Genomic DNA, 21,267 nt, shown 5'->3' on the forward strand with positions numbered 1-21,267 from the left:
GAACATCGATTTGGTATTAACATGTGGCCCCGGAATGTAAATTCAAGGTCAAAAACTATAAAAACTGAGTTTTTTGAAGTTTTTTTGATTATGCTCTATCCGAATTTTTATCAAGGAAGATAACCCCCGAATATTTCAACGTCGTTTTTTAATTCGTTCTACAGGGAAGGTTGTGGATAGTGGGTAGTCATTAGTCCAAGCTCTAAATACTAATTAAAAAGAAGATATCGATGAGTAATACAGCCACAAAGTTCATTCTTGCTGACAGATTTACTTTCGACCCAACGAGCAATTCGCTAGTAGACAAAGAAGCCGACAATGAGAATGTTCGTCTCGGAAGCAATGAAAGCCGCATACTATTACTGCTATCTCAACGCCCAAATGAAGTGATAACCCGCAATGAACTGCATGATTTCGTCTGGCGTGAGCAAGGATTTGAAGTCGATGACTCAAGCCTGACCCAAGCCGTATCAACACTGCGCAAGATGTTGAAAGATTCGACAAAATCACCGCAATTCGTTAAAACTGTACCCAAACGTGGCTATCAGTTGATCGCAGAAGTTGAACCATTAGAAGCCGACGAAACGGTCCAGGCGCCGGATGAACAACCAGAGCACCCCGACAGCTCCGGTAGTAGCGTCATGCCCGCTGATATTCAGGTGACGGCAAACTCTGTCCCTGCATACACCACCAGCACGAATACAGAAAAGGCCGATCACTTACCTCTGACTTTACTGCACAAGTGCGATCTGCGGGTCAAGATCATGCTGATTGTCGCCATCTTACTGCCTCTATGTGTCATTTTGTTTACCAGCCCGGCCCCCTCCAAGCTGCGCCAGTTAGCCAATTACAATGGCGTAACGGTCAGTGCCCCTGTCAACCAGCCTGATCTGAGTGCCTGGATGCCACTGATTGAATCCTGCATCATCAAATACGCTAAGCTTCACCCGGGTGAAATGGCACCCAAAGAGGTCATCGCCACCGGCGGCCACAATAATCAACTGGTGCTGAACTACATTCATGCCCCTCAGTTTTCCGGACAGAACATTACCCTACGTATCCTGTCCACCGAAGAAGATATTGATCAGATTTGCCAGTGAGGAGGCCCATGATGAACAGAAGAATTGCGATCCTGATTTTGCTGATTTCTGCCGCATTCAGCGCTTGGTTTTACTGGTTCAGTGACATCAAACTGCAACAGGTGCTGACCTCGCGCGAATGGCAATCCAAAATGGTCACCCTGATTGAGAGTAAACAACAAAATGATTCCGTTGGCCCGCTGCGCCGGGTTGATGTCACTTCAAACGTCAAGTACCTGCCTAACGGCACCTACCTGCGTGTGTCGTTAGTCAAGTTGTATGCGATGGATAAATCGGTACCGGAAGATGTGATCAACTGCTCGGAATCAGGCGAATGGGACGTCAGTGATAACTACCTGCTGCTGACACCGACCGATTTTAAAGACGTCTCTTCCACCCAGAGTAAAGATTTCACCCCCGAGCAGCTGCAATTGATCACCCAGCTGTTCCGCATGGACTCGGAGCAGAGTCAGCGGGTAGATATCGTCAATGATAAAACCCTGCTGCTGACCAACCTTAATCACGGCTCCACCGTGTTGTTCGGCAATAAATAGCCCTGTGGTTCAGCGCTGACAACCTTCAGCGCTGAGCCTCCTTTGTAACGTCAAGAGATAGTGCCATTATGGACAAAGCCCGTATCGATATTTACTACTGTCGCCAGTGCAACTGGATGTTACGTTCCACCTGGTTAACCCAGGAGCTGTTGCATACCTTCAGTGAAGAGATCGCAACCATCTCGCTCCACCCCGATACCGGTGGCCGGTTTGAAATTTTCTGTAACGGTGAACAGATCTGGGAACGCAAACAGGATGGCGGTTTTCCGGAGGCTAAAGTGCTCAAGCAACGCGTGCGTGATTTGATTGATCCGCAACGCGACCTCGGCCATTCAGACCGTAAATAATCACTATTCCTCATCTCGCGCCATGCCGTTGATCACGATATTATTGTAACTAACCATACCGATGACCCGACCATTTTCGATCACCGGTGCCCGGCTGATACCAAAGCGCTCGAACAGACGGGCGCAATATTTGACGTTCATATCCGGCGAGACCGATAACGCTGGCTTGGTCATGATTTCATAGATGTTGGTCCGCTTGGGCGAACGGTTGGTGGCCAGGACTTTTTTGGCAATATCGTTCATCAGGACAATACCGTACTCATCGTCCTCATGACGTTTATTGACGATTAACGCCTTCACCTGGTGCTGCTTAGCGAGACAGATCCCGTCATGGACCGTGGTTAAACCATCAACCATGACATAAGTATTCGCCATGACATCGCGAACGTGAATATTGTCGTGCCGACTCATAGGTTGTCCTCAATCACTTTGGTTAATGTTTCGACCTGATGCGCGACTCCGACTGCGTCTTCTATATCAATCTGAATCGCAATCCCCTGCCCCGATTCCTGATCAAACTCACCGACTTCGGCGATGGTTTCCAGAATATGGCGCGACAAATGCTCCTCCACCATCAGCAGCACCACATCTTTCTGCACTTCCAGGGTCAGGCCAAAAAAGGTGCGTTTTTTATTGAGCCCCTCGCCACGAGCATTATTAATCACTGTTGCCCCGGTAGCTCCGGCCTCACGCGCCGCGTCCAGCACCTCGTCGGTTTTGCTGTCCTCAACAAATGCGATAATCAGTTTAAACCTCATCATCTTTCTCCTTGCGCAACCTTGCTGCTGTCAGGTCAGGCTGACCAGAAACCGGCGCACTTTGCGCCGCCCGGCGTTCAGCCCTTCGGTTAAGCCACAGGGTTAACTGGGCATAGCCCATCACTGAAATCATCGGAAACAGGCTGGCAAAGGCAATCAAACCAAAACCATCCATCACCGGGCTGCGTCCGGGCACCGTCGACGCCAGTCCGAGCCCAAGAGCAGCCACTATCGGTACGGTCACCGTTGATGTAGTGACCCCACCGGAATCATACGCGAGCGGAACAATCAGCTTCGGGGCATAGAAGGTTTGCACCACCACCACGATATAACCGCCGATAATGTAAAAATGCAGCGCATCGCCGACCACAATCCGATAGCAACCCAGCGTGATCCCGAGCGCAACCCCGAACGCCACGGCCACCCGCAGCCCGTTAACCCGGATACTCCCCCGGACACCTGATTAGCCTTAAGCGCCACCGCGATCAGCGACGGCTCGGCAATCGTGGTACTAAAACCAATCATAAAAGCAAACAGATACACCCAGTAGTAATCAACCCAGTGCAGGCTTTGTCCTGCGCTGAGCCTGAACTGCTGCAAAAACTGCAGATTGGTCAGTTGTTGAGCCATGGTTTTACCAAGCGGAAACAGTGCCAGTTCCAGGCCGAGTAAAAACAGCGACAAACCCAGAATCACATAAATAAAACCCACCGCTATTTTGACCGGATGCGCGACCGGTTTACGCAGCACCACCAGTTGAAAGCCAAAAATAATCACCACAATCGGCAGCACATCGCGCATGGTTGTAGTCAGGGTCTGGATAAATTCCGTGAGTCCTATCATGACGTGCCAGCCTTCATGTCATCATCATCCCGAAGACCATCACAAACATCATCGGCAACAGGGAAGCAAACGCAATCAGGCCGAATCCGTCCAGCATCGGGTTGCGCCCCTTAATGGATGAAGCCAGCCCCACTCCCAGCGCCGTGACCAGAGGCACAGTGATGGTCGAGGTCGTCACCCCACCGGAATCGTAGGCGATACCAATAATAAACGGAGGCGCGAACAGAGTCAGAATCACGACGCCGAGATAGCCAAACGCAATCATGTAATGAATCGGCCAGCCACGCAGAATGCGCAGCACACCAATCACAATCGCCAGTCCAACCGAGAACGCCACCGTCACTCTCAGACCGTGGGCATACTCATCACGCGTCAGCTCACTGTCCGCGATAACGCCTCCGAGCGCGGCGACCCGCGCGGCTTCTTCCGCCACGGCCGTCAGCGCCGGCTCGGCAATGGTGGTACCAAAACCAAGACAAAAGGCGAACACCAACAGCCATACCACACTGCCTTTACGGGCCAGCGCCTGAGCCATCGACTCCCCCAATCGGAAACAGGCCCATTTCCAGGCCGAAGATAAAGAAAGTCAGGCCGAAGACCACCAACACCAGGCCGGTCAGTACACTGACCAGATGGGGCAAAGGCTCCTGCAGCACCAGCAACTGGAAAAAAGCAATCACAGCGATAATCGGCAGCAGGTCACGCAGACTGCCCATTAACGCTTTTAACAGTGCTACTACCCCAGCCATACCTGCTCCGATACAAATAGTTACACTTATGATGGCAAAGGATACATCACACTGATGTGACCCACCCGGCGCCGTGGCGAAAAAGTCAGCAAAGGTTAAAAAACAGAATGTTGGAACTTGAGCCAGATTCCTCTAAGCTGATGAGGCGGACGTGACAGCTATACTTAAACGAGCAAGCAAGGAGGCGACATGAAAATATTGATCACCGGGGGAACCGGCTTTATCGGACGTGAACTGATTAAGCTGCTGATGACTCATGATTTGGTCTGCCTGACCCGCAACTCTCATCACGCCCGCCAGCGGCTTGCCCACGTACATAATGACAAACTGACGTTCATCGAAAGCCTGGACGATCTGCACGATCTCAATCGCTTTGACGCTGTGATCAATCTGGCCGGCGAGCCGATTGCGGATAAACGCTGGACCGAACAGCAAAAGCAGCGTATCTGCGACAGCCGCTGGAATCTGACAGAACGCCTGGTCGAACTGTTTCACGCCAGCACCAAACCCCCTCATGTGCTGATCAGCGGCTCAGCAGTCGGCTATTACGGTGACCAGCAGGAACACCCGTTTGACGAAAGCCTGCAGGTCAGTTCCCAGCGTTTTTCACATCAGGTTTGTGCAACCTGGGAGCAGATCGCTCTGCGCGCCCAGTCGGATCAAACCCGGGTATGTATTATGCGCACCGGTGTCGTTCTGGCTCCGGAAGGCGGAGCGCTGAAAAAAATGCTGCCGCCTTATCGTCTCGGCCTCGGCGGCCCAATTGGTTCCGGCCAGCAATACATGCCTTGGATCCACATGAGCGATATGGTCAAAGCGATTGTTTACGTACTGGAAACCGAACATGCGCAGGGTATTTTTAACTTCAGTGCTCCGCACCCGGTCACCAATCGCAGGTTCAGCCGCTGTCTGGCACAAACGCTAAAACGTCCACATATTTTAACCACGCCCAAGTGGGCCATCCGTCTGCTGATGGGTGAAGCGAGTGAATTGTTGTTTGACAGTATCCGTGCCAAGCCGAAGAAACTGACTGAACTGGGTTTCCAGTTCACTTACTCACGCGTCGAGCCGGCGCTCAAACATCTCCTGCAACATCACGTCTGACGATTTGACCTGAAATAATCCCTGTCTGGAACTTGCATGACCCAATCGATATTAATTACCGGCTGTTCATCCGGTATTGGCTACATGGCTGCGACCGAATTACATCAGCGCGGCTACCAAGTGATCGCCTCCTGCCGCAAAGCAGAAGATGTACAACGCCTGCAGGCTGAAGGCCTGACCTGTATTGAGCTCGACCTCAGTGACGAAGCGAGCATTCGCCGCGGCGTCGAACAGGCCCTGCTGCTGTCGGACAATAAACTGTATGCCGTGTTCAACAATGGCGCCTACGGCCAGCCGGGCGCGTTAGAAGACCTGCCGACCGACGGACTGCGCGCTCAATTTGAAACCAACTTTTTCGGCTGGCATACCCTGACCACGCTGCTGATGCCGCACTTTCGCCGTCAGGGCTATGGCCGCATCGTGCAAAACAGCTCCATTCTCGGTTTCGCCGCAATGAAATACCGCGGCGCCTACAACGCGTCAAAATTTGCGATTGAGGGCTGGAGCGATACTCTGCGCCTTGAACTGCACGGCAGCGATATCCACATCAGCCTGATAGAACCGGGCCCGATAGAAACCCGCTTTCGCGCTAACGCTCTGAGTGCATTTAAACATTGGATCGACATCGACCATTCATTCCACAGCGCCAGTTACCATGCCCAGCTCAACCGGCTCGGTAATGATAAATCCAATAATGCCTTTGTGCTGCCTCCGGAGTCCTGCCTGAAACCTCTGCTGCACGCCCTGAGCTCGCCCAAACCGCGCTTACGTTATCGGGTCACCACTCCGACCAAAGTGTTTGCGCTGTTAAAACGCCTCCTTCCTGGTCGAACTTTGGACAAACTGCTGAATAAAGCAGCGTGAAATTACAATTCTGTCATTAATACGTCACAATCCGATGCAATGATGATGGCCGAATCGTAGGATTCGTTTAACCGATTAATCAGCATTGCATTGGGTACACATCTATGACTTTAAACCAATGGAATTGGCTCGGTGTTGGTATCGCGCTGACACTCTTTCTTGTTTTATAGCGTTCTGATTGAATTGCTTACCGCGCTTTGCGCTTCAACAGCTACCCTTACGGTAGCTGTTTGCTTTTCTGTGACTGCACAGCGCGCGTGACCTCTTTTGCGCAGCGGCCAGCCCTGGCTGTGATTCAGAACCATTTCAGCACGAAAAACTTTACCATCGCCTTGCTATGACTTGTGTTTTCAATTCATGCCCCCATCTATGGCTTAAAGCGCAAGCGTAAAAGGAATCATCATGCAATCACCTCATATTACTGACGTTACCCAACACAATTTCCGCGAAGTTATCGAAAGCTCAGCGTCCCGCCCTATTCTGTTTTACTTCTGGGCACCGATGAGTGAAGAAAGCGTACAACTTATTCCGCAATTGCAGCAGTTAACTCAGCAGTACAATGGTGCATTCCAGCTTGCCCAGCTTAACTGCCAGGACGAGCAAGCCATCGCGTCACAATTTGGTATTCAGGCTCTGCCGACCATCGCGCTGTTTTTCAACGGCCAGCCGGTTGATGGTCTGGGTGGCCCGCAGCCGATTGAAGCGATTCAGGACATGCTTAACCGTCACCTGCCAAGTCAGGATGAACAAAATCTGCAGTACGCACAGCAACTGATCAAAAACCAACAGCACCAGCAGGCACTGACTCTGCTGCTGGCGTTGCCGGAGCAGTGGAAGAGTAAAGGGGATACCAAACTGGCTCTGGCCGACTGCTTCCTGGAAACCGGTCAGTTTGACGCTGCTAAAGCAGAGCTGAGCGCGATTCCGCTCGAATATCAGGACAGCTACTACAAAAGCCTGATCGCAAAACTGGAACTGCATGAACAGGCGGCTGACAGCCCGGAAATCCAGGCACTGGAAACCGCGCTGGCTCAAAACAGCAATGACGCCAAAATCGCTGTCGAACTGGCCACCCAGTACCATCAGGTCAAGCGTGATGAAGAAGCACTTGAGCTGCTGTGGAACTTCCTTAAAAGCGACCTCAACACACTCGATGGTGAAATGAAGAAAGTATTTATGGACATCCTCAGCGCGATTGGCCAGGGGAACAGCGTCGCCGCGCGTTACCGTCGCCAGCTGTACTCTCTGTTGTACTAACTCGGCTGTTGTACTAACTCGGCTTTTGTACTAACTCTGCCCGACGGAGCCCGCAGTACCTCGCCAGGCTGACATCGAATCGATTCCGTCAGCTTGCTCCGTCAGGGAAGCTCACTATGTTTTTGATCATTAAGGCAGGATATCCTGCCTTAATTTTTTCTGGCGGCGATTAATTCATCACATAACATTGCCTATCCTGCCGCTATACTTGTTAATCTTTCACCTTTGCAAGGATAGGAACATGGCAATGGAATCTTTGATTACCATCGGCATTTTTGTCTTCGTCGTTATCGTGTTCATCGCCTCGGCGGTCAAGACGGTACCACAGGGCGATAACTGGACCGTTGAGCGCTTTGGCCGCTACACCCATTCACTCAGTCCCGGTCTTAACTTCATCATTCCTTTCATCGACCGCGTCGGGCGTAAAATTAATATGATGGAGCGGGTGCTGGACATTCCGGCTCAGGAAGTGATCAGTAAAGACAACGCCAATGTGGTGATCGATGCGGTCTGCTTTGTGCAGGTGATTGATGCCGCGCGGGCAGCTTATGAAGTCAATGATCTGGAAAATGCGATCCGCAACCTGACACTGACCAACATGCGTACCGTACTTGGCTCAATGGAACTGGACGAAATGCTCAGTCAGCGCGATATGATCAACACCAAATTGCTGACCATCGTTGACCAGGCAACTAACCCCTGGGGTGTCAAAGTGACCCGGATTGAGATTAAAGATGTCCAGCCTCCGGCGGATCTGACTTCAGCGATGAATGCGCAGATGAAAGCCGAGCGTGAAAAGCGCGCCTCTATCCTTGAAGCCGAAGGAGTGCGTCAGGCGGAAATCCTCAAAGCCGAAGGGCAAAAACAGTCAGAGATCCTCAAGGCTGAGGGGGCCAAACAGGCCGCCATTTTACAGGCCGAAGCCCGTGAGCGCGCCGCTCAGGCGGAAGCCAGAGCCACTGAAATGGTTTCGAATGCCATTGCCCAGGGCGATATGAAAGCGGTCAATTACTTTATCGCTCAGGGCTACACCGAGGCACTAAAAGCCATCGGCAAGGCTGAGAATGGTAAAATCATTATGTTACCGCTGGAAGCGACCGGTTTGATGGGCTCGATTACCGGCATTGCCGAAATGTTTAAACAAACGGATACCCGTAAGGTGGATTCTTGATCGACTGGTTAACCCAATTTAATCACTGGCACTGGCTCGGACTCGGGCTGGCCTTGTTGGCGACCGAGCTGCTCGGGATGGCCGGTTATTGCCTGTGGCTCGGGCTGTCGGCGTTACTGGTGGCCGGGCTGATGCTCGGCATTCCGCTTAGCTGGCAACTGCAATGGTGCAGCTTTGCGGCTTTTTCGCTGGTCACGACCTGGCTGTGGTGGCGCCGTCAGCTCACTCACGACAAGCGCAGTGATGCCAGCCGAACACTCAATCAGAAGCAGAAACAGTTGATCGGGCGCAGCGCAACGGTCGCAGAAGATGTACCGGTTGGCCAGTTTCGTCTCCAAATTGGCGACAGTACCTGGATAGCAGAATGCGATACGCCGCTCAGCGCCGGACAGAGGGTCGAAGTCATTGCCGTCGATGGCACGGTACTGAAAGTCCGCCTACAACACGTCAGCCTACACCAACCCGCTGATCACTGAACTGTGCCTTTCCGCACCGTTATCCGGCCGCAACAGTGATGACGACAATAAAAGTGATCACGACAATAAAGACACTTTAGCCATCAGATGAGGCTGCCAGTGAATGCTGGCAGCAATGCCCTTTGAGATTATCGATGATTGGGCACTCACTGTTTTCATCGCCGGGACACTCATTCACCCACTCTTCAAGCTGCTGCTTAATCAGGGTCAGCTCTTCCAGTTTTCTGCTCACCTGCTCCAGCTTGAGCTGGGCCTTTTCTTTGACCGCATGGCTGGTGCGCTGCGGGTTATTGGCCAGGGCCAGCATCGCCTTACATTCGTCGAGGGAGAAACCGACGCTCTTGCAGCGCGCTATCAGCAACAGATCATCCACATGACTCTGATTGTACTGACGATAGCCATTGCCAGAACGCACAGGGGCGGCAATCAGCCCTTTCTCTTCATACAACCGCACCGACTTAGCCGTCAGGCCGGTTTTTTTTGCCACTTCACTGATGTTCATCTTTCCTCCGTCGGGGCACTGCAGACAAATAGCCACTTGTCTGCAACGTAACCACTTGCCTCCAGCGGCTGCGGCCAAATCCGGCACACAGTAACAAACAAAAAGGAGACAGGGTTAAACCATGCCTCCTTCCGGGGGTAATTGCAATGATTTGGCTCAGGTTACCGGCCAGGCGGCTTATCGCGCTTAACCCGTTCACGCAGGTAACCAGACCAGCACCATCAGCGGATCATATCAATCAGATCCTGTTCGCCACGCACTTCAATGCCAAGTTCCTGCGCTTTGGCCAGCTTAGAGCCCGCCGCTTCACCGGCAAACAGAATATCGGTTTTCTTCGATACGCTGCCGGTTACCTTAGCACCCAATGCCTGCAAAGCCGCTTTGGCATCACTGCGTGACAGCTGTGACAGGGTCCCGGTCAGAACCACCACTTTACCGGCCAGCGGCTGCGGCGTATCTTCGCTTTTCGCTTCGATATCCGGCCAGGTAATACCGAGATCGATAAGATCGCGCACTACGTTCTGGTTGCGTTCCTGAGTGAAGAAAGCATGGACATGGCTGGCGACTATCATACCGACATCCTGCACTTCAATAAGCGCTTCCACCGGCGCCTGCATGATGGCGTCCAGATTGTAGAAATGGTGCGCCAGGTTCATTGCCGTGGCTTCACCGACTTCACGAATCCCTAATGCGTACAGGAAACGTGGCAGTGTGGTCTGTTTGGCCGCCTGCAGCGCATTGACAATATTCTGCGCCGATTTTGGCCCCATGCGCTCCAGAATCGTCAGCTCCCCAGCGCGCAAGCGGAACAGATCCGCTGGCGTGGTGACCATCTCTTTGTCCACCAGCTGTTCGATCACTTTATCGCCCAGACCATCGACATCCATCGCTTTACGCGACACAAAATGTTTCAGCGCCTCTTTACGCTGCGCCTGGCATACCAGGCCACCGCTACAGCGTGCAACCGCTTCACCTTCTACCCGCTCAATGTCTGACTGACACACCGGGCACTGGGTCGGAAACACGATATCGCGTGCGCTGTCAGGGCGCATTTCATTCACCACCGACACAATCTGCGGGATCACGTCACCGGCACGGCGGATGATCACCGTGTCGCCGACTTTAACGCCGAGACGTTCAATCTCATCCGCGTTGTGCAGGGTCGCATTACTGACCGTGACCCCGCCGACAAACACCGGCTCCAGTTTCGCTACCGGAGTAATGGCACCGGTACGCCCGACCTGGAATTCCACATCATTGAGCAGCGTCATCTCTTCCTGAGCCGGGAACTTATAGGCAATCGCCCAGCGCGGCGCGCGGGCCACAAAGCCCAGCCGCTCCTGCAGGTCAATCGCGTCGACTTTGATCACCACGCCGTCAATTTCGTAGGCCAAATCGGCACGACGCGTCATGATGTCCTGATAGTACGCTTTCACCTCTTCCAGCGAATCGACCCGTTTGGTTTCCGGGCTCATCGGTAATCCCCAGCCTTTCAGCTGCAGAAAACGCTCATAATGGCTACCGACCAGTTCACCGCCTTCAATCACCCCCACGCTGTAGGCATAAAATGCCAGCGGGCGCTTGGCGGTAATGCGCGAGTCGAGCTGGCGCAGGCTGCCTGCCGCCGCGTTACGCGGGTTCACAAACACTTTTTCGCCTTTTTTCAGCGCAGCGGCATTCATTTTGTCAAAGCCGGCTTTCGGCATAAACACTTCGCCACGGACTTCAATCCGGGTTGGCCAGCCACTGCCGCTCAGACGCAGTGGAATCGATTTAATGGTACGTACATTCTCGGTAATGTTTTCACCGGTCGCGCCATCACCACGGGTCGCCGCACGTACCAATACACCATCAACATACAGCAGGCTGACCGCCAGGCCGTCCAACTTAGGTTCACAACAGAAACGGGCCGATTTGGCCGCCGGAACGCGATCACTCATGCGGCGATAAAAGCTGTCCAGCTCGCCGTCATCGAATGCATTATCGAGCGACAACATCGGAATATCATGGGTCACCGGCTCAAAACCGCTCAACGGTGCACCGCCGACACGTTGGCTGGGTGAGTCCGGCGTGATCCAGTCCGGATGCTCAGCTTCAATATCCAGCAGCTCACGCATCAGACGATCGTACTCGGCGTCCGGAATGGTCGGGGCATCTTCGACGTAATAACGTATCGCATGATCATGCAGTATTTCTTTAAGCTCTTGTAAGCGTTGCTCTACGTTTTGCATTGCGTTTCTCTCGCAGTCAATCAGGTTCTATCATGAAAAAAGGCCCCGACACGGGGCCTTTCTTAACCAAACAAGGTTATGGAATCAATTATGTGCTGTCCGGTTCCGAAAGTCAGTAATTTGCTTACGGTAAGCGGCCAGGCGATCCGGTGTCATCAGGTTGCGCGCGTCATCGAGGACGTTGCCGCCCATATCATCGGCGATCTGCTGGGCCGTTTTCAGCATCAGCTTAAAGTTATGATCCGCTTCACCGAAGCATGGCAAGGTCATAAAGAATGAAATGCCCTTGGTGGTGAATTCTGCCGGATCATCGTGTTTCAGCGTCCCGGGATGCATCATGTTCGCGACACTAAACAGCACCTTGCCGGTACCGGACAAATCAGCATGGCGATGAAAAATATCCATTTCGCCGTACAACAGGCCGTTCTGCTGCATACTATCGAACAGCTTAGTACCAACAAAGGGTTCGTTGCCGGCACAATGTACATTCAACACGATAACCTGCATCTCATCCTGGGCCGGTTCTGCGGCCTGAGGAGCCGGTTCTGGCTGCGCTTGAGGCTCCTCTACCACAGGTTCAGCATCGACACCTGCTCGCGCAGTGCTGAACATCGGCTCGGATGGTGCTTCATAGACAGTCACAGGCTCTGGCTGGGCTTCATCAACTGGCGCAGTTTCAGGCGCTTGAAATTCTGAGCGCACCTCACTCTGCTCTGTCAGCGGTTCTTCAGCAGCGGTGTAGCCACCGATCAGAGGATCCACCTCAGGCTCATCTTTAATCCCGAAGTCCGGCTGGTTGCGATCCTTACGAATGATTTCATAATCATCTTCCGGAGCAAAAGCACGCGCTGCCGCTACTTCATCTTCTTCAGGCTCTACGTCAATCCGGCCAAGTGGTTTATCACCAAACTTAGACTTCCCTTCTTTTTTACTGGTCCACAGACCATGAAATAGCAAAGCGGCTATCGCTAGCGCGCCAACAATAATGAGTACGAATCGCAATTCCTGCATCTTAAACTCTCAGTTTCTCGATTTTTGATGTCCTGAGCTTCAACGCTTGTCGTTAACGTTGCCAAAGGTAGGTTTTATCGGCTTATCAGTTTACTTTACCAAAAGTCAGCCCCTGTTTAGAACAACTTAATGTTAAAAGGTGCGTTAATGGTGTGATTTTTACCACGCTTTTCTTCCTCTGTTGCTCAGTTACAATAGAATGCAACTTTCACCGCTGGCAAATCGTATACGGAATACACTATGCAAAATCATAAGCGCTCAGGCTTTGGCTATTTTTTCTACGGCCTGGAACTGGCTTTATCACCCGGCATCCGCCGATTCGTGATTATGCCACTGTTGGCTAATATCCTCTTAGTTGGTGGCGCCCTGCTCTATCTGTTTTCACACCTCGACAGCTGGATTAATCAATGGATGGGACAAATCCCGGACTGGTTGTCCTGGCTGAGTTACATTCTGTGGCCGCTGTTGGTACTGACCATTCTCGCCACCTTCTCCTACTTTTTCAGCACGCTGGCTAACTTTGTCGCCGCACCGTTTAACGGTCTGCTGGCAGAAAAGGTTGAAGAAAAACTCACCGGTCACACGATTAATGACGAGGGTATACTGGCCGTCATCAAAGATGTGCCACGCATCATGGCACGGGAATGGCGTAAACTGCTTTATACCTTACCCAAAGCCATCGGTCTGTTTCTACTGCTGCTGATCCCGGCCCTTGGCCAGACCCTGGGGCCGATTCTGTGGTTTTTATTTACCGCCTGGATGCTCGCCATTCAGTACTGCGACTATCCGTTTGATAACCATAAAGTCGCATTTAATGACATGCGTAATAATTTGAAACAAAAACAGGGCAAAGCGTATGGCTTCGGCATGCTGGTGTCGGTTCTGACAACGATTCCGATCATCAACCTATTTGTCATGCCGGTAGCGGTTTGTGGCGCGACCGCGATGTGGGTCAGCGAGTTTAAAGGGCATTATGTGACCCGATAGACATTTTGGCGGTGAAAGCCGCCGATACCTATAAGTTATAACTTTTTAATCCTTTTACCTTTTTAACCGAGCACATATTCTCTAAATCGTATCCGCAACGTATCGACTTATCGATAGCAAAACATGCGAAATGAAGGAACATCACAATGAGCAAAATTTACGAAGACAATTCTCTTACTATTGGTAACACGCCACTGGTTCGTCTGAACAAAGTCAGCAAAGGTAACGTACTGGCTAAAGTTGAATCACGTAACCCAAGCTTCAGTGTTAAATGCCGTATCGGCGCCAACATGATTTGGGATGCAGAGAAGCAAGGTAAACTGAAACCAGGCATCGAACTTGTGGAACCAACCAGTGGTAATACAGGTATTGCTCTGGCCTTCGTTGCTGCAGCGCGCGGTTACAAACTGACGCTGACTATGCCTGAGTCAATGAGTCTTGAGCGCCGTAAGCTGCTGAAAGCGCTGGGTGCAAACCTAGAGCTGACTGAAGCGGCTAAAGGCATGAAAGGCGCGATTGCTAAAGCGGAAGAAATTGTCGCCAGCAACCCTGAAAAATACCTGTTGCTGCAGCAGTTCGATAACCCGGCTAACCCACAGATTCACGAAAAGACCACAGGTCCTGAAATCTGGGAAGCGACTGACGGCCAGGTTGACGTATTCGTTGCTGGTGTTGGTACCGGTGGTACTCTGACGGGTACCAGTCGTTACATCAAAGGCGAGAAAGGCAAAGCCATCACTTCTGTTGCAGTAGAACCGGCTGAATCTCCGGTCATTACGCAAGCACTGGCAGGCCAGGATATTCAACCAGCTCCACATAAAATCCAGGGTATCGGTGCCGGATTCATCCCTGGCAACCTGGATTTGGACCTGATTGACCGTGTTGAAACTGTGACTTCTGAAGAAGCGATCGAGATGGCTCGTCGTCTGATGGAAGAGGAAGGTATCCTGGCTGGTATCTCATCTGGCGCAGCCGTTGTTGTTGCTAACCGCCTTGCAGAACTACCTGAATTTGAAGGAAAAACTATCGTAGTTATCCTACCAAGCTCAGGCGAACGTTACCTGAGCACTGCCCTGTTCGCCGGCATTTTCTCTGAGAAAGAAAACCAGCAGTAATATGTGGTGAAATCAAATTTTGGTTTAAAAAAGCCCCCTTGAGGGGCTTTTTTGTTGATCCTAGCCTCACCTTTGGTAATATCAGGCATGTTTTATTTCTAGCTTCAAAATAAAGAAGCAGACAAGATTAGATTCAATGGCTGAGTGTCAACAAGGCGATTGATTATTTTTATACCAGTATCAGTTCTGACACGAAAAGCTCGTAGCTCAACTAGCAGAAACGAGCTGATACGGTTAAGCTAATTCTGGTTAATAAACTTACAAAAAATAAATTAATTGGGGTATAAAACATGTACGAGAAGCAAGTAGAAATCACTGCAGAAAACGGTCTTCACACTCGTCCGGCTGCTCAGTTCGTTAAAGAAGCTAAAGCATTCGACGCGGACATCACTGTGACTTCTAACGGTAAAAGCGCTAGCGCGAAAAGCCTGTTCAAGCTACAGACTCTGGGTCTGGTTAAAGGCACTGTAGTGACTATCTCTGCAGAAGGTGCACAAGCTCAACAAGCTGTTGACCACCTGGTTGCTCTGATGGATCAACTACACTAATTCGCACCATTCCTGTCAAAGCCATTTTGTTCCCGCAAAGTGGCTTTGTTGGAAATAGGCTCTAGAATTAGCTACATATATCGTTAGCACAAACGTCCACTTATCTCCCGTTTACAGTTGACCAATTTAAGGTAAGGCTATGATTTCAGGCATCCTAGCATCTCCAGGTATTGCTATTGGTAAAGCACTACTACTTCAAGAAGATGAAATTGTCCTAAATACAAACACCATTTCTGACGCTCAAGTTGAAGCTGAAGTTGCGCGTTTCTACGACGCACGTAACAAATCTTCTGCACAACTTGAAGTTATCAAACAAAAAGCCCTTGAGACTTTTGGTGAAGAAAAAGAAGCCATCTTTGAAGGCCATATCATGCTGCTTGAAGATGAAGAGCTAGAAGAAGAAATTTTAGCCCTCATCAAAGACGAAAAACTGTCAGCAGACAACGCGATTCACACTGTGATTGAAGAGCAGGCAGCTGCGCTTGAGTCACTGGATGACGAATACCTGAAAGAACGTGCTACAGATATCCGCGATATCGGTACACGCTTCGTGAAAAACGCCCTGGGCATCAACATTGTATCGCTGAGCGACATCAATGAAGAAGTGATCCTGGTGGCTTACGACCTGACTCCGTCAGAAACTGCACAAATCAACCTGGACTACGTTCTGGGCTTTGCATGTGATATCGGTGGTCGTACGTCTCACACCTCAATCATGGCTCGTTCTCTGGAACTGCCAGCGATCGTAGGTACTAACGACATTACTGCTCAAGTGAAAAACGGCGACATGCTGATCCTTGACGCGATGAACAACAAGATTGTCGTCAACCCAAGCGATGCTGAACTGGAAGAAGCGAAAGCAGTAAAAGCCGCATTCCTGGCTGAAAAAGAAGAGCTGGCGAAACTGAAAGACCTGCACGCTGAAACCACAGACGGCCACCGCGTAGAAGTGTGCGGTAACATCGGTACAGTGAAAGACTGTGACGGCATCATCCGCAACGGCGGTGAAGGCGTTGGTCTGTACCGTACAGAATTCCTGTTCATGGACCGTGACGCACTGCCAACGGAAGAAGAGCAATACAAAGCTTACAAAGAAGTAGCAGAAGCGATGGCTGGCCAGGCTGTGATTATCCGTACTATGGATATCGGCGGCGACAAAGACCTGCCATACATGGATCTACCAAAAGAGATGAACCCGTTCCTGGGCTGGCGTGCCGTACGTATCAGTCTGGACCGTCGTGACATCCTGCGTGACCAGTTGCGTGGTATCCTGCGTGCATCAGCACACGGTACTCTGCGTATCATGTTCCCGATGATCATCTCAGTTGAAGAAATCCGTGAACTGAAAGCAGCGATTGAAGAATACAAAGCTGAACTGCGTGCTGAAGGCCATGCATTCGACGAAAACATCGAAATCGGTGTGATGGTTGAAACCCCGGCAGCAGCGGCAATTGCCCCTCACCTGGCAAAAGAAGTTGCTTTCTTCTCTATCGGTACCAACGACCTGACCCAGTACACACTGGCAGTAGACCGTGGTAACGAAATGATTTCTCACCTCTACAACCCGCTGTCTCCGGCTGTTCTGACTGTGATCAAGCAAGTTATTGATGCATCACACGCAGAAGGCAAATGGACCGGTATGTGTGGTGAATTGGCGGGTGATGAGCGCGCTACACTCCTTCTGTTAGGTATGGGTCTGGATGAGTTCTCAATGAGCGGCATCTCTATTCCTAAAGTGAAGAAAGTGATTCGTAACACCAACTTCGCTGAAGTGAAAGCAATGGCAGATGAAGCACTGTCTCTGCCAACTGCAGCAGAAATCGAAGCTTGCGTTGAAAAATTCATCGCGAAAAACTCTCAATAATCTGCTAATACCAATAACATAGACGACTAAAAGTAGTCGTCTATTGTTAGTGAGTGGTATACTATACTTCACAGAATATATTAAAACGTTAGGAGCATGACACAATGGGTCTGTTTGACAAACTTAAGAAGCTAGTCTCTGACGACAGCGCTGACGCGGGTGCAATTGAAATCATCGCACCTCTTTCTGGTGAAATTGTAAACATCGAAGACGTGCCAGATGTCGTGTTTGCTGAAAAAATCGTTGGTGACGGTATCGCTATCAAGCCTACTGGCAACAAGATGGTAGCTCCTGTTAACGGTACTATCGGTAAGATTTTCGAAACGAACCACGCATTCTCTATCGAGTCTGACGATGGCGTTGAACTGTTTGTTCACTTCGGTATCGACACCGTTGAGCTGAAAGGCGAAGGCTTCAAACGTATCGCTGAAGAAGGTCAGTCAGTGAAAGTGGGCGACACTATCATTGAATTCGATCTGGCTCTGCTGGAAGAGAAAGCGAAATCAACTCTGACTCCTGTTGTTATCTCTAACATGGACGAGATCAAAGAGCTGGCTAAACTGTCTGGTTCGGTAAATGTTGGTGAAACTGCTGTACTGCGTGTAACTAAGTAAGCGGTTTGCAAAGCATTCAAAAAAACGCTGCCATCGCAGCGTTTTTTTTCGTCTTTAATTTAGGGGGTTGCTTACATGTTAGGTCTTTGCTGACATGAATGCGTGAGCCGCGCCCCTCAACCAGGCCGCACCACAACAGGGTTACCGCCTGAATTATTCTGGCTGAGGTTTATAACCCCAGCGCGTAACGCAGTACCTGCTGCTTCACCGGCCCGGCATTGTCCGCCAGTTTCAGCGCCGCATTGCGCACCCACTTGAGCGGAGTGTGGTCATTACTGAATGCGGCATAGAAGAAGTCCATGCCACTTTGCATTAACAGGTTATCGCCCCGCCGCTGACGCTGGTAACGCTCAAACTGTGCCTGGGTCAGTTCATCATGCCCGGCGGTTGCCTCCAGCAGGGCTGCGACATCCTTAAAGCCGAGATTCACGCCCTGCCCCGCTAACGGATTGATAGTATGCGCTGAATCGCCAACCAATACACAATGATTGCTGACATAGGTTTGCGCATGACGCCGGGTAAGCGGGAACGAGCCGTGCTGTAACACTTTAATATCCCCCAGCTCCGGCGGGAAATGACTCAGTATCTCTGCACGCAACTGAGCCGGACTCATATGGCTAAGCTGCTTGATACGCGCCGGGCTGTCATACCACACCAAGGAGCCCTGACGACCGTTGAGCGGCAAAAATGAACGCGGGCCGGACGGGAAGAATTGCTGCCAGGTGATATCCTGCTGCGCCAGCTCGGTTTCGACATTAATCAGCATGCAGTGCTGGCGGTAATCCCAGGCGGTGATGCCAATACCGGCCAGGCTGCGCACCCTTGAGTTTGCGCCGTCCGCACCGATAATCCACTGACACTTCAGCTCAGTACCGGATTGCAGTGTGAGGGTCTGGCTGTCGCCAAACTCAATCGAGGCCAGTTTATCCGGACACAACAAAGTCAGATTCGGATAAGCACTAAAGGCTTGCCACAAACCCAGTTGAATCACCCGGTTTTCCACCATGTAGCCCAGTTGCTGCAGCCCCAGCGCCTCGCTGGAAAAACGAGTGCGGCATTCGGGATGCTCCCAGGTCTCAAGACGGCGATAAGGGCAAACCCGCATCGCACGGATACTGTCCCAGGCGCCCAGTGCTTGCAGTAAATCAACCGAAGTTTGCGAGATAGCAGAAATACGAACATCCATGGGCTGATCATCGTTAAACGCAGCAGGCTGATGCCCGTCCACAACGGCCACCCGACGCCCCTGCTGGGCAAAGCCGATGGCAGCTGCCGCACCGACCATACCACCGCCAATGACTACTATGTCAAAATCGTTCATATCTACTGCTTCTACCTGACTGAATCGTAAAAACTAAGTCTACCACACAACCACTGTTTGGTCGGGTTGCGAGCGACAAAATATGACCATAAACAGCGGTTTGCTAAAGCATGGGGCAAGGTTGGTTTTCCTCTCGGCTCAAATTCCCTGCCCGGCAGAGAGGCAAAGCCAGTCACCACAACGGCTGGGGGGTGAGAATGACTGGTCAGCTCCGGTTGAAACCAGTACAATACGCCGCTTAGCACCCAAGTGGTGGCTAATTTTTAACCAAGTCTGGCAAAAATATCCAGACGTCACTGGAAACACTGGGCGATTTGCTCCCTTAATTTAAACTAACGACCGAGCGAAGAACATGAGTAAAAAACTGCTAATCAAAACCTGGGGCTGCCAGATGAATGAGTACGATTCATCAAAAATGGCCGACCTGCTTAACGCTGCGAACGGCTATGAGCTAACTGAAGAGCCAGAGGAAGCAGACGTACTTCTACTTAATACCTGTTCGATTCGCGAAAAAGCGCAAGAGAAAGTATTCCACCAGCTGGGCCGCTGGAAAACACTGAAAGACAAAAAGCCAGGCGTCGTAATTGGCGTGGGTGGCTGTGTCGCGACTCAGGAAGGCGATCATATCCGTGACCGCGCACCGTTTGTCGATGTTATTTTTGGCCCGCAAACTCTGCACCGTCTGCCAGAGATGATCAAACAATCTCAGTCAGATCATGCACCGGTGATGGATATCTCCTTTCCGGAAATCGAAAAATTCGACCGTCTGCCAGAGCCGCGTGCTGAAGGCCCGACCGCTTTCGTCTCTATCATGGAAGGCTGTTCTAAGTACTGTACTTACTGTGTGGTACCTTACACCCGTGGTGAAGAAGTCAGCCGCCCGATGGATGACGTGCTGTATGAAATTGCGCAACTGGCAGAGCAAGGCGTACGTGAAGTCAACCTGCTGGGTCAGAACGTAAACGCTTACCGCGGCCCGATGCATGACGGTGAAATTTGTTCATTTGCCGAGCTGCTGCGTCTGGTTGCGTCAATCGATGGTATTGACCGTATTCGTTTCACCACCAGCCACCCGCTGGAGTTCACTGACGACATCATCGCTGTATACGAAGACACCCCTGAGCTGGTGAGCTTCCTGCACCTGCCGGTGCAAAGCGGTAGTGACCGTATCCTGACCATGATGAAACGTCCGCACACCGGTATCGAATACAAGTCTATTATCCGTAAGCTGCGTAAAGCGCGTCCGGATATTCAGATCAGTTCTGACTTTATCGTTGCGTTCCCCGGCGAATCTGACAAAGACTTCCAGGACACCATGAAACTGATCCGCGATGTCGATTTCGATATGAGCTTTAGCTTTATCTTCTCGCCTCGCCCGGGAACACCAGCAGCGGATTACCCTTGTGATCTGACGGAAGAGACCAAGAAAGCACGTCTGTACGAGCTGCAACAGCAGATCAACAGCCAGGCGATGCGTTACTCACGCCTGATGATGGGTACCCAGCAACGTATTCTGGTTGAAGGTCCGTCGAAGAAAAACCTGATGGAACTTCGTGGTCGTACCGAAAACAACCGTGTAGTAAACTTCGAAGGACCGGCTGAGCTGATTGGCCAGTTTGTCGATGTCAACATTGTTGATGTGTTCCCGAACTCTTTGCGCGGTGAACTCGTAAGAACAGAAAAAGAGATGAACTTGCGTGTCGTGACTTCTCCTTCAGAAATGATGGCGAAAACACGCCGTGAAGATGAGCTGGGAGTAGCTACGTTTACTCCTTAAGTTTCAGTAACCCAAGACCGGCAAGATTTCGCGCAGAAACTCGCATTTCGTGCTGACTTGGGTATACACTGTCATGAGACGCCCGGTCAAAATCG

At 51.2% G+C, this 21,267-nt stretch carries 20 protein-coding genes and 2 pseudogenes; 14 read left to right on the top strand and 8 right to left on the bottom strand.

The window, feature by feature from the left end:
• Window positions 1–230: 230 nt before the first annotated feature.
• The 3 genes from KNV97_RS14235 (at window position 231) to KNV97_RS14245 (ending at window position 1,980) form a co-directional block, all read left to right on the top strand.
• The gene (locus KNV97_RS14235; protein WP_218562176.1) at window positions 231–1,100 is read left to right on the top strand and encodes a transcriptional regulator; all 870 of its coding nucleotides are present in this window, start codon (window positions 231–233) and stop codon (window positions 1,098–1,100) included.
• Window positions 1,101–1,111: 11 nt separating this feature from the next.
• The gene (locus KNV97_RS14240) at window positions 1,112–1,633 is read left to right on the top strand and encodes a regulatory protein ToxS (RefSeq protein ID WP_136487831.1); all 522 of its coding nucleotides are present in this window, start codon (window positions 1,112–1,114) and stop codon (window positions 1,631–1,633) included.
• A 68-nt stretch (window positions 1,634–1,701) separates the two neighbouring features.
• Entirely contained in the window at window positions 1,702–1,980 is a 279-nt protein-coding gene (locus KNV97_RS14245; RefSeq protein WP_136487815.1) for a SelT/SelW/SelH family protein, read from the top strand.
• Window positions 1,981–1,983: 3 nt separating this feature from the next.
• Here KNV97_RS14245 and KNV97_RS14250 read toward each other — a convergent pair whose 3' ends face one another.
• The 4 genes and pseudogenes from KNV97_RS14250 to KNV97_RS14265 form a co-directional block, all read right to left on the bottom strand.
• Window positions 1,984–2,391 (bottom strand): CBS domain-containing protein, encoded by a 408-nt coding sequence (locus tag KNV97_RS14250; protein ID WP_136487814.1) that lies wholly within the window; start codon window positions 2,389–2,391, stop codon window positions 1,984–1,986.
• Window positions 2,388–2,738, bottom strand: coding sequence for a P-II family nitrogen regulator (locus tag KNV97_RS14255; protein WP_136487830.1), 351 nt, complete (start codon window positions 2,736–2,738; stop codon window positions 2,388–2,390). Before KNV97_RS14255 ends, KNV97_RS14250 begins: the two co-directional genes overlap by 4 nt.
• A pseudogene (locus tag KNV97_RS14260) lies at window positions 2,728–3,581 on the bottom strand (DUF1538 domain-containing protein). Before KNV97_RS14260 ends, KNV97_RS14255 begins: the two are co-directional and overlap by 11 nt.
• 13 nt (window positions 3,582–3,594) lie before the next feature.
• Window positions 3,595–4,330, bottom strand: a pseudogene (locus KNV97_RS14265) (DUF1538 family protein).
• A gap of 189 nt (window positions 4,331–4,519) precedes the next feature.
• Between KNV97_RS14265 and KNV97_RS14270 the strand changes: the two are divergent.
• The 5 genes from KNV97_RS14270 to KNV97_RS14290 all read left to right on the top strand — a co-directional run bounded on the left by KNV97_RS14270 (window position 4,520) and on the right by KNV97_RS14290 (window position 9,202).
• The gene (locus KNV97_RS14270; RefSeq protein WP_136487811.1) at window positions 4,520–5,434 is read left to right on the top strand and encodes a TIGR01777 family oxidoreductase; all 915 of its coding nucleotides are present in this window, start codon (window positions 4,520–4,522) and stop codon (window positions 5,432–5,434) included.
• Between the two features lie 36 nt (window positions 5,435–5,470).
• Window positions 5,471–6,298, top strand: coding sequence for an SDR family oxidoreductase (locus tag KNV97_RS14275; protein ID WP_218562177.1), 828 nt, complete (start codon window positions 5,471–5,473; stop codon window positions 6,296–6,298).
• A gap of 402 nt (window positions 6,299–6,700) precedes the next feature.
• On the top strand, window positions 6,701–7,555 hold the full coding sequence (locus KNV97_RS14280; RefSeq protein ID WP_218562178.1) for a co-chaperone YbbN: 855 nt from the start codon (window positions 6,701–6,703) through the stop codon (window positions 7,553–7,555).
• A 241-nt stretch (window positions 7,556–7,796) separates the two neighbouring features.
• Window positions 7,797–8,726 (top strand): SPFH domain-containing protein, encoded by a 930-nt coding sequence (locus KNV97_RS14285; protein ID WP_136487808.1) that lies wholly within the window; start codon window positions 7,797–7,799, stop codon window positions 8,724–8,726.
• A complete protein-coding gene (locus tag KNV97_RS14290) occupies window positions 8,723–9,202 on the top strand; it encodes an NfeD family protein (protein ID WP_136487807.1) in 480 nt (159 codons plus the stop codon). The genes KNV97_RS14285 and KNV97_RS14290 overlap by 4 nt, the downstream gene beginning before the upstream one ends.
• Before the next feature lie 76 nt (window positions 9,203–9,278).
• Here KNV97_RS14290 and cueR read toward each other — a convergent pair whose 3' ends face one another.
• From cueR to zipA, 3 genes are all read right to left on the bottom strand, one after another.
• Complete coding sequence (gene cueR, locus KNV97_RS14295; RefSeq protein ID WP_136487806.1) at window positions 9,279–9,704, bottom strand: Cu(I)-responsive transcriptional regulator; 426 nt, start codon at window positions 9,702–9,704, stop codon at window positions 9,279–9,281.
• 221 nt (window positions 9,705–9,925) lie between these two features.
• A complete protein-coding gene (ligA, locus tag KNV97_RS14300; protein ID WP_218562179.1) occupies window positions 9,926–11,935 on the bottom strand; it encodes an NAD-dependent DNA ligase LigA in 2,010 nt (669 codons plus the stop codon).
• An 84-nt stretch (window positions 11,936–12,019) separates the two neighbouring features.
• Window positions 12,020–12,946 carry a cell division protein ZipA gene (gene zipA, locus KNV97_RS14305; protein WP_218562180.1) on the bottom strand — a complete coding sequence of 309 codons (927 nt, stop codon included), beginning with the start codon at window positions 12,944–12,946 and terminating at the stop codon, window positions 12,020–12,022.
• Between the two features lie 240 nt (window positions 12,947–13,186).
• On the opposite strand from zipA, the gene cysZ reads away from it, so the two are divergent.
• The 5 genes from cysZ to crr all read left to right on the top strand — a co-directional run bounded on the left by cysZ (window position 13,187) and on the right by crr (window position 18,074).
• The gene (cysZ, locus tag KNV97_RS14310; RefSeq protein ID WP_136487803.1) at window positions 13,187–13,933 is read left to right on the top strand and encodes a sulfate transporter CysZ; all 747 of its coding nucleotides are present in this window, start codon (window positions 13,187–13,189) and stop codon (window positions 13,931–13,933) included.
• 146 nt (window positions 13,934–14,079) lie between these two features.
• On the top strand, window positions 14,080–15,048 hold the full coding sequence (gene cysK, locus KNV97_RS14315; RefSeq protein WP_218562181.1) for a cysteine synthase A: 969 nt from the start codon (window positions 14,080–14,082) through the stop codon (window positions 15,046–15,048).
• A gap of 290 nt (window positions 15,049–15,338) precedes the next feature.
• Window positions 15,339–15,596 (top strand): HPr family phosphocarrier protein, encoded by a 258-nt coding sequence (locus KNV97_RS14320; RefSeq protein ID WP_136487801.1) that lies wholly within the window; start codon window positions 15,339–15,341, stop codon window positions 15,594–15,596.
• Between the two features lie 139 nt (window positions 15,597–15,735).
• Window positions 15,736–17,460 carry a phosphoenolpyruvate-protein phosphotransferase PtsI gene (ptsI, locus tag KNV97_RS14325; protein ID WP_136487800.1) on the top strand — a complete coding sequence of 575 codons (1,725 nt, stop codon included), beginning with the start codon at window positions 15,736–15,738 and terminating at the stop codon, window positions 17,458–17,460.
• Window positions 17,461–17,564: 104 nt separating this feature from the next.
• Window positions 17,565–18,074: a PTS glucose transporter subunit IIA gene (gene crr, locus KNV97_RS14330; RefSeq protein ID WP_136487799.1), complete on the top strand. Its 510-nt coding sequence runs from the start codon at window positions 17,565–17,567 to the stop codon at window positions 18,072–18,074.
• Window positions 18,075–18,243: 169 nt separating this feature from the next.
• On the opposite strand, the gene KNV97_RS14335 is transcribed toward crr, so the two are convergent.
• Window positions 18,244–19,395 (bottom strand): 2-octaprenyl-3-methyl-6-methoxy-1,4-benzoquinol hydroxylase, encoded by a 1,152-nt coding sequence (locus KNV97_RS14335; RefSeq protein WP_218562182.1) that lies wholly within the window; start codon window positions 19,393–19,395, stop codon window positions 18,244–18,246.
• Between the two features lie 352 nt (window positions 19,396–19,747).
• Here KNV97_RS14335 and miaB point away from each other — a divergent pair, with 352 nt between their 5' ends.
• Window positions 19,748–21,172, top strand: a complete 1,425-nt coding sequence (gene miaB / locus KNV97_RS14340; RefSeq protein WP_136487797.1) for a tRNA (N6-isopentenyl adenosine(37)-C2)-methylthiotransferase MiaB — start codon at window positions 19,748–19,750, stop codon at window positions 21,170–21,172.
• Window positions 21,173–21,267: the final 95 nt, after the last annotated feature.

Origin of the sequence: Vibrio ostreae (assembly GCF_019226825.1) — a bacterium.
In the GTDB taxonomy this organism is placed as follows: domain Bacteria; phylum Pseudomonadota; class Gammaproteobacteria; order Enterobacterales; family Vibrionaceae; genus Vibrio; species Vibrio ostreae.

Bases quoted from the DNA above. Each gene is read 5' to 3' on its own strand.
- KNV97_RS14255 (WP_136487830.1), bottom strand. From the start codon at position 2,738: ATGAGGTTTAAACTGATTATCGCATTTGTTGAGGACAGCAAAACCGAC.
- KNV97_RS14285 (WP_136487808.1), top strand. From the start codon at position 7,797: ATGGCAATGGAATCTTTGATTACCATCGGCATTTTTGTCTTCGTCGTT.
- KNV97_RS14335 (WP_218562182.1), bottom strand. From the start codon at position 19,395: ATGAACGATTTTGACATAGTAGTCATTGGCGGTGGTATGGTCGGTGCG.
- cysK (WP_218562181.1), top strand. From the start codon at position 14,080: ATGAGCAAAATTTACGAAGACAATTCTCTTACTATTGGTAACACGCCA.
- KNV97_RS14280 (WP_218562178.1), top strand. From the start codon at position 6,701: ATGCAATCACCTCATATTACTGACGTTACCCAACACAATTTCCGCGAA.
- ptsI (WP_136487800.1), top strand. From the start codon at position 15,736: ATGATTTCAGGCATCCTAGCATCTCCAGGTATTGCTATTGGTAAAGCA.
- ligA (WP_218562179.1), bottom strand. From the start codon at position 11,935: ATGCAAAACGTAGAGCAACGCTTACAAGAGCTTAAAGAAATACTGCAT.
- zipA (WP_218562180.1), bottom strand. From the start codon at position 12,946: ATGCAGGAATTGCGATTCGTACTCATTATTGTTGGCGCGCTAGCGATA.
- crr (WP_136487799.1), top strand. From the start codon at position 17,565: ATGGGTCTGTTTGACAAACTTAAGAAGCTAGTCTCTGACGACAGCGCT.
- KNV97_RS14270 (WP_136487811.1), top strand. From the start codon at position 4,520: ATGAAAATATTGATCACCGGGGGAACCGGCTTTATCGGACGTGAACTG.
- KNV97_RS14320 (WP_136487801.1), top strand. From the start codon at position 15,339: ATGTACGAGAAGCAAGTAGAAATCACTGCAGAAAACGGTCTTCACACT.
- KNV97_RS14240 (WP_136487831.1), top strand. From the start codon at position 1,112: ATGAACAGAAGAATTGCGATCCTGATTTTGCTGATTTCTGCCGCATTC.
- KNV97_RS14235 (WP_218562176.1), top strand. From the start codon at position 231: ATGAGTAATACAGCCACAAAGTTCATTCTTGCTGACAGATTTACTTTC.
- KNV97_RS14245 (WP_136487815.1), top strand. From the start codon at position 1,702: ATGGACAAAGCCCGTATCGATATTTACTACTGTCGCCAGTGCAACTGG.
- cysZ (WP_136487803.1), top strand. From the start codon at position 13,187: ATGCAAAATCATAAGCGCTCAGGCTTTGGCTATTTTTTCTACGGCCTG.
- KNV97_RS14275 (WP_218562177.1), top strand. From the start codon at position 5,471: ATGACCCAATCGATATTAATTACCGGCTGTTCATCCGGTATTGGCTAC.
- KNV97_RS14250 (WP_136487814.1), bottom strand. From the start codon at position 2,391: ATGAGTCGGCACGACAATATTCACGTTCGCGATGTCATGGCGAATACT.
- miaB (WP_136487797.1), top strand. From the start codon at position 19,748: ATGAGTAAAAAACTGCTAATCAAAACCTGGGGCTGCCAGATGAATGAG.
- cueR (WP_136487806.1), bottom strand. From the start codon at position 9,704: ATGAACATCAGTGAAGTGGCAAAAAAAACCGGCCTGACGGCTAAGTCG.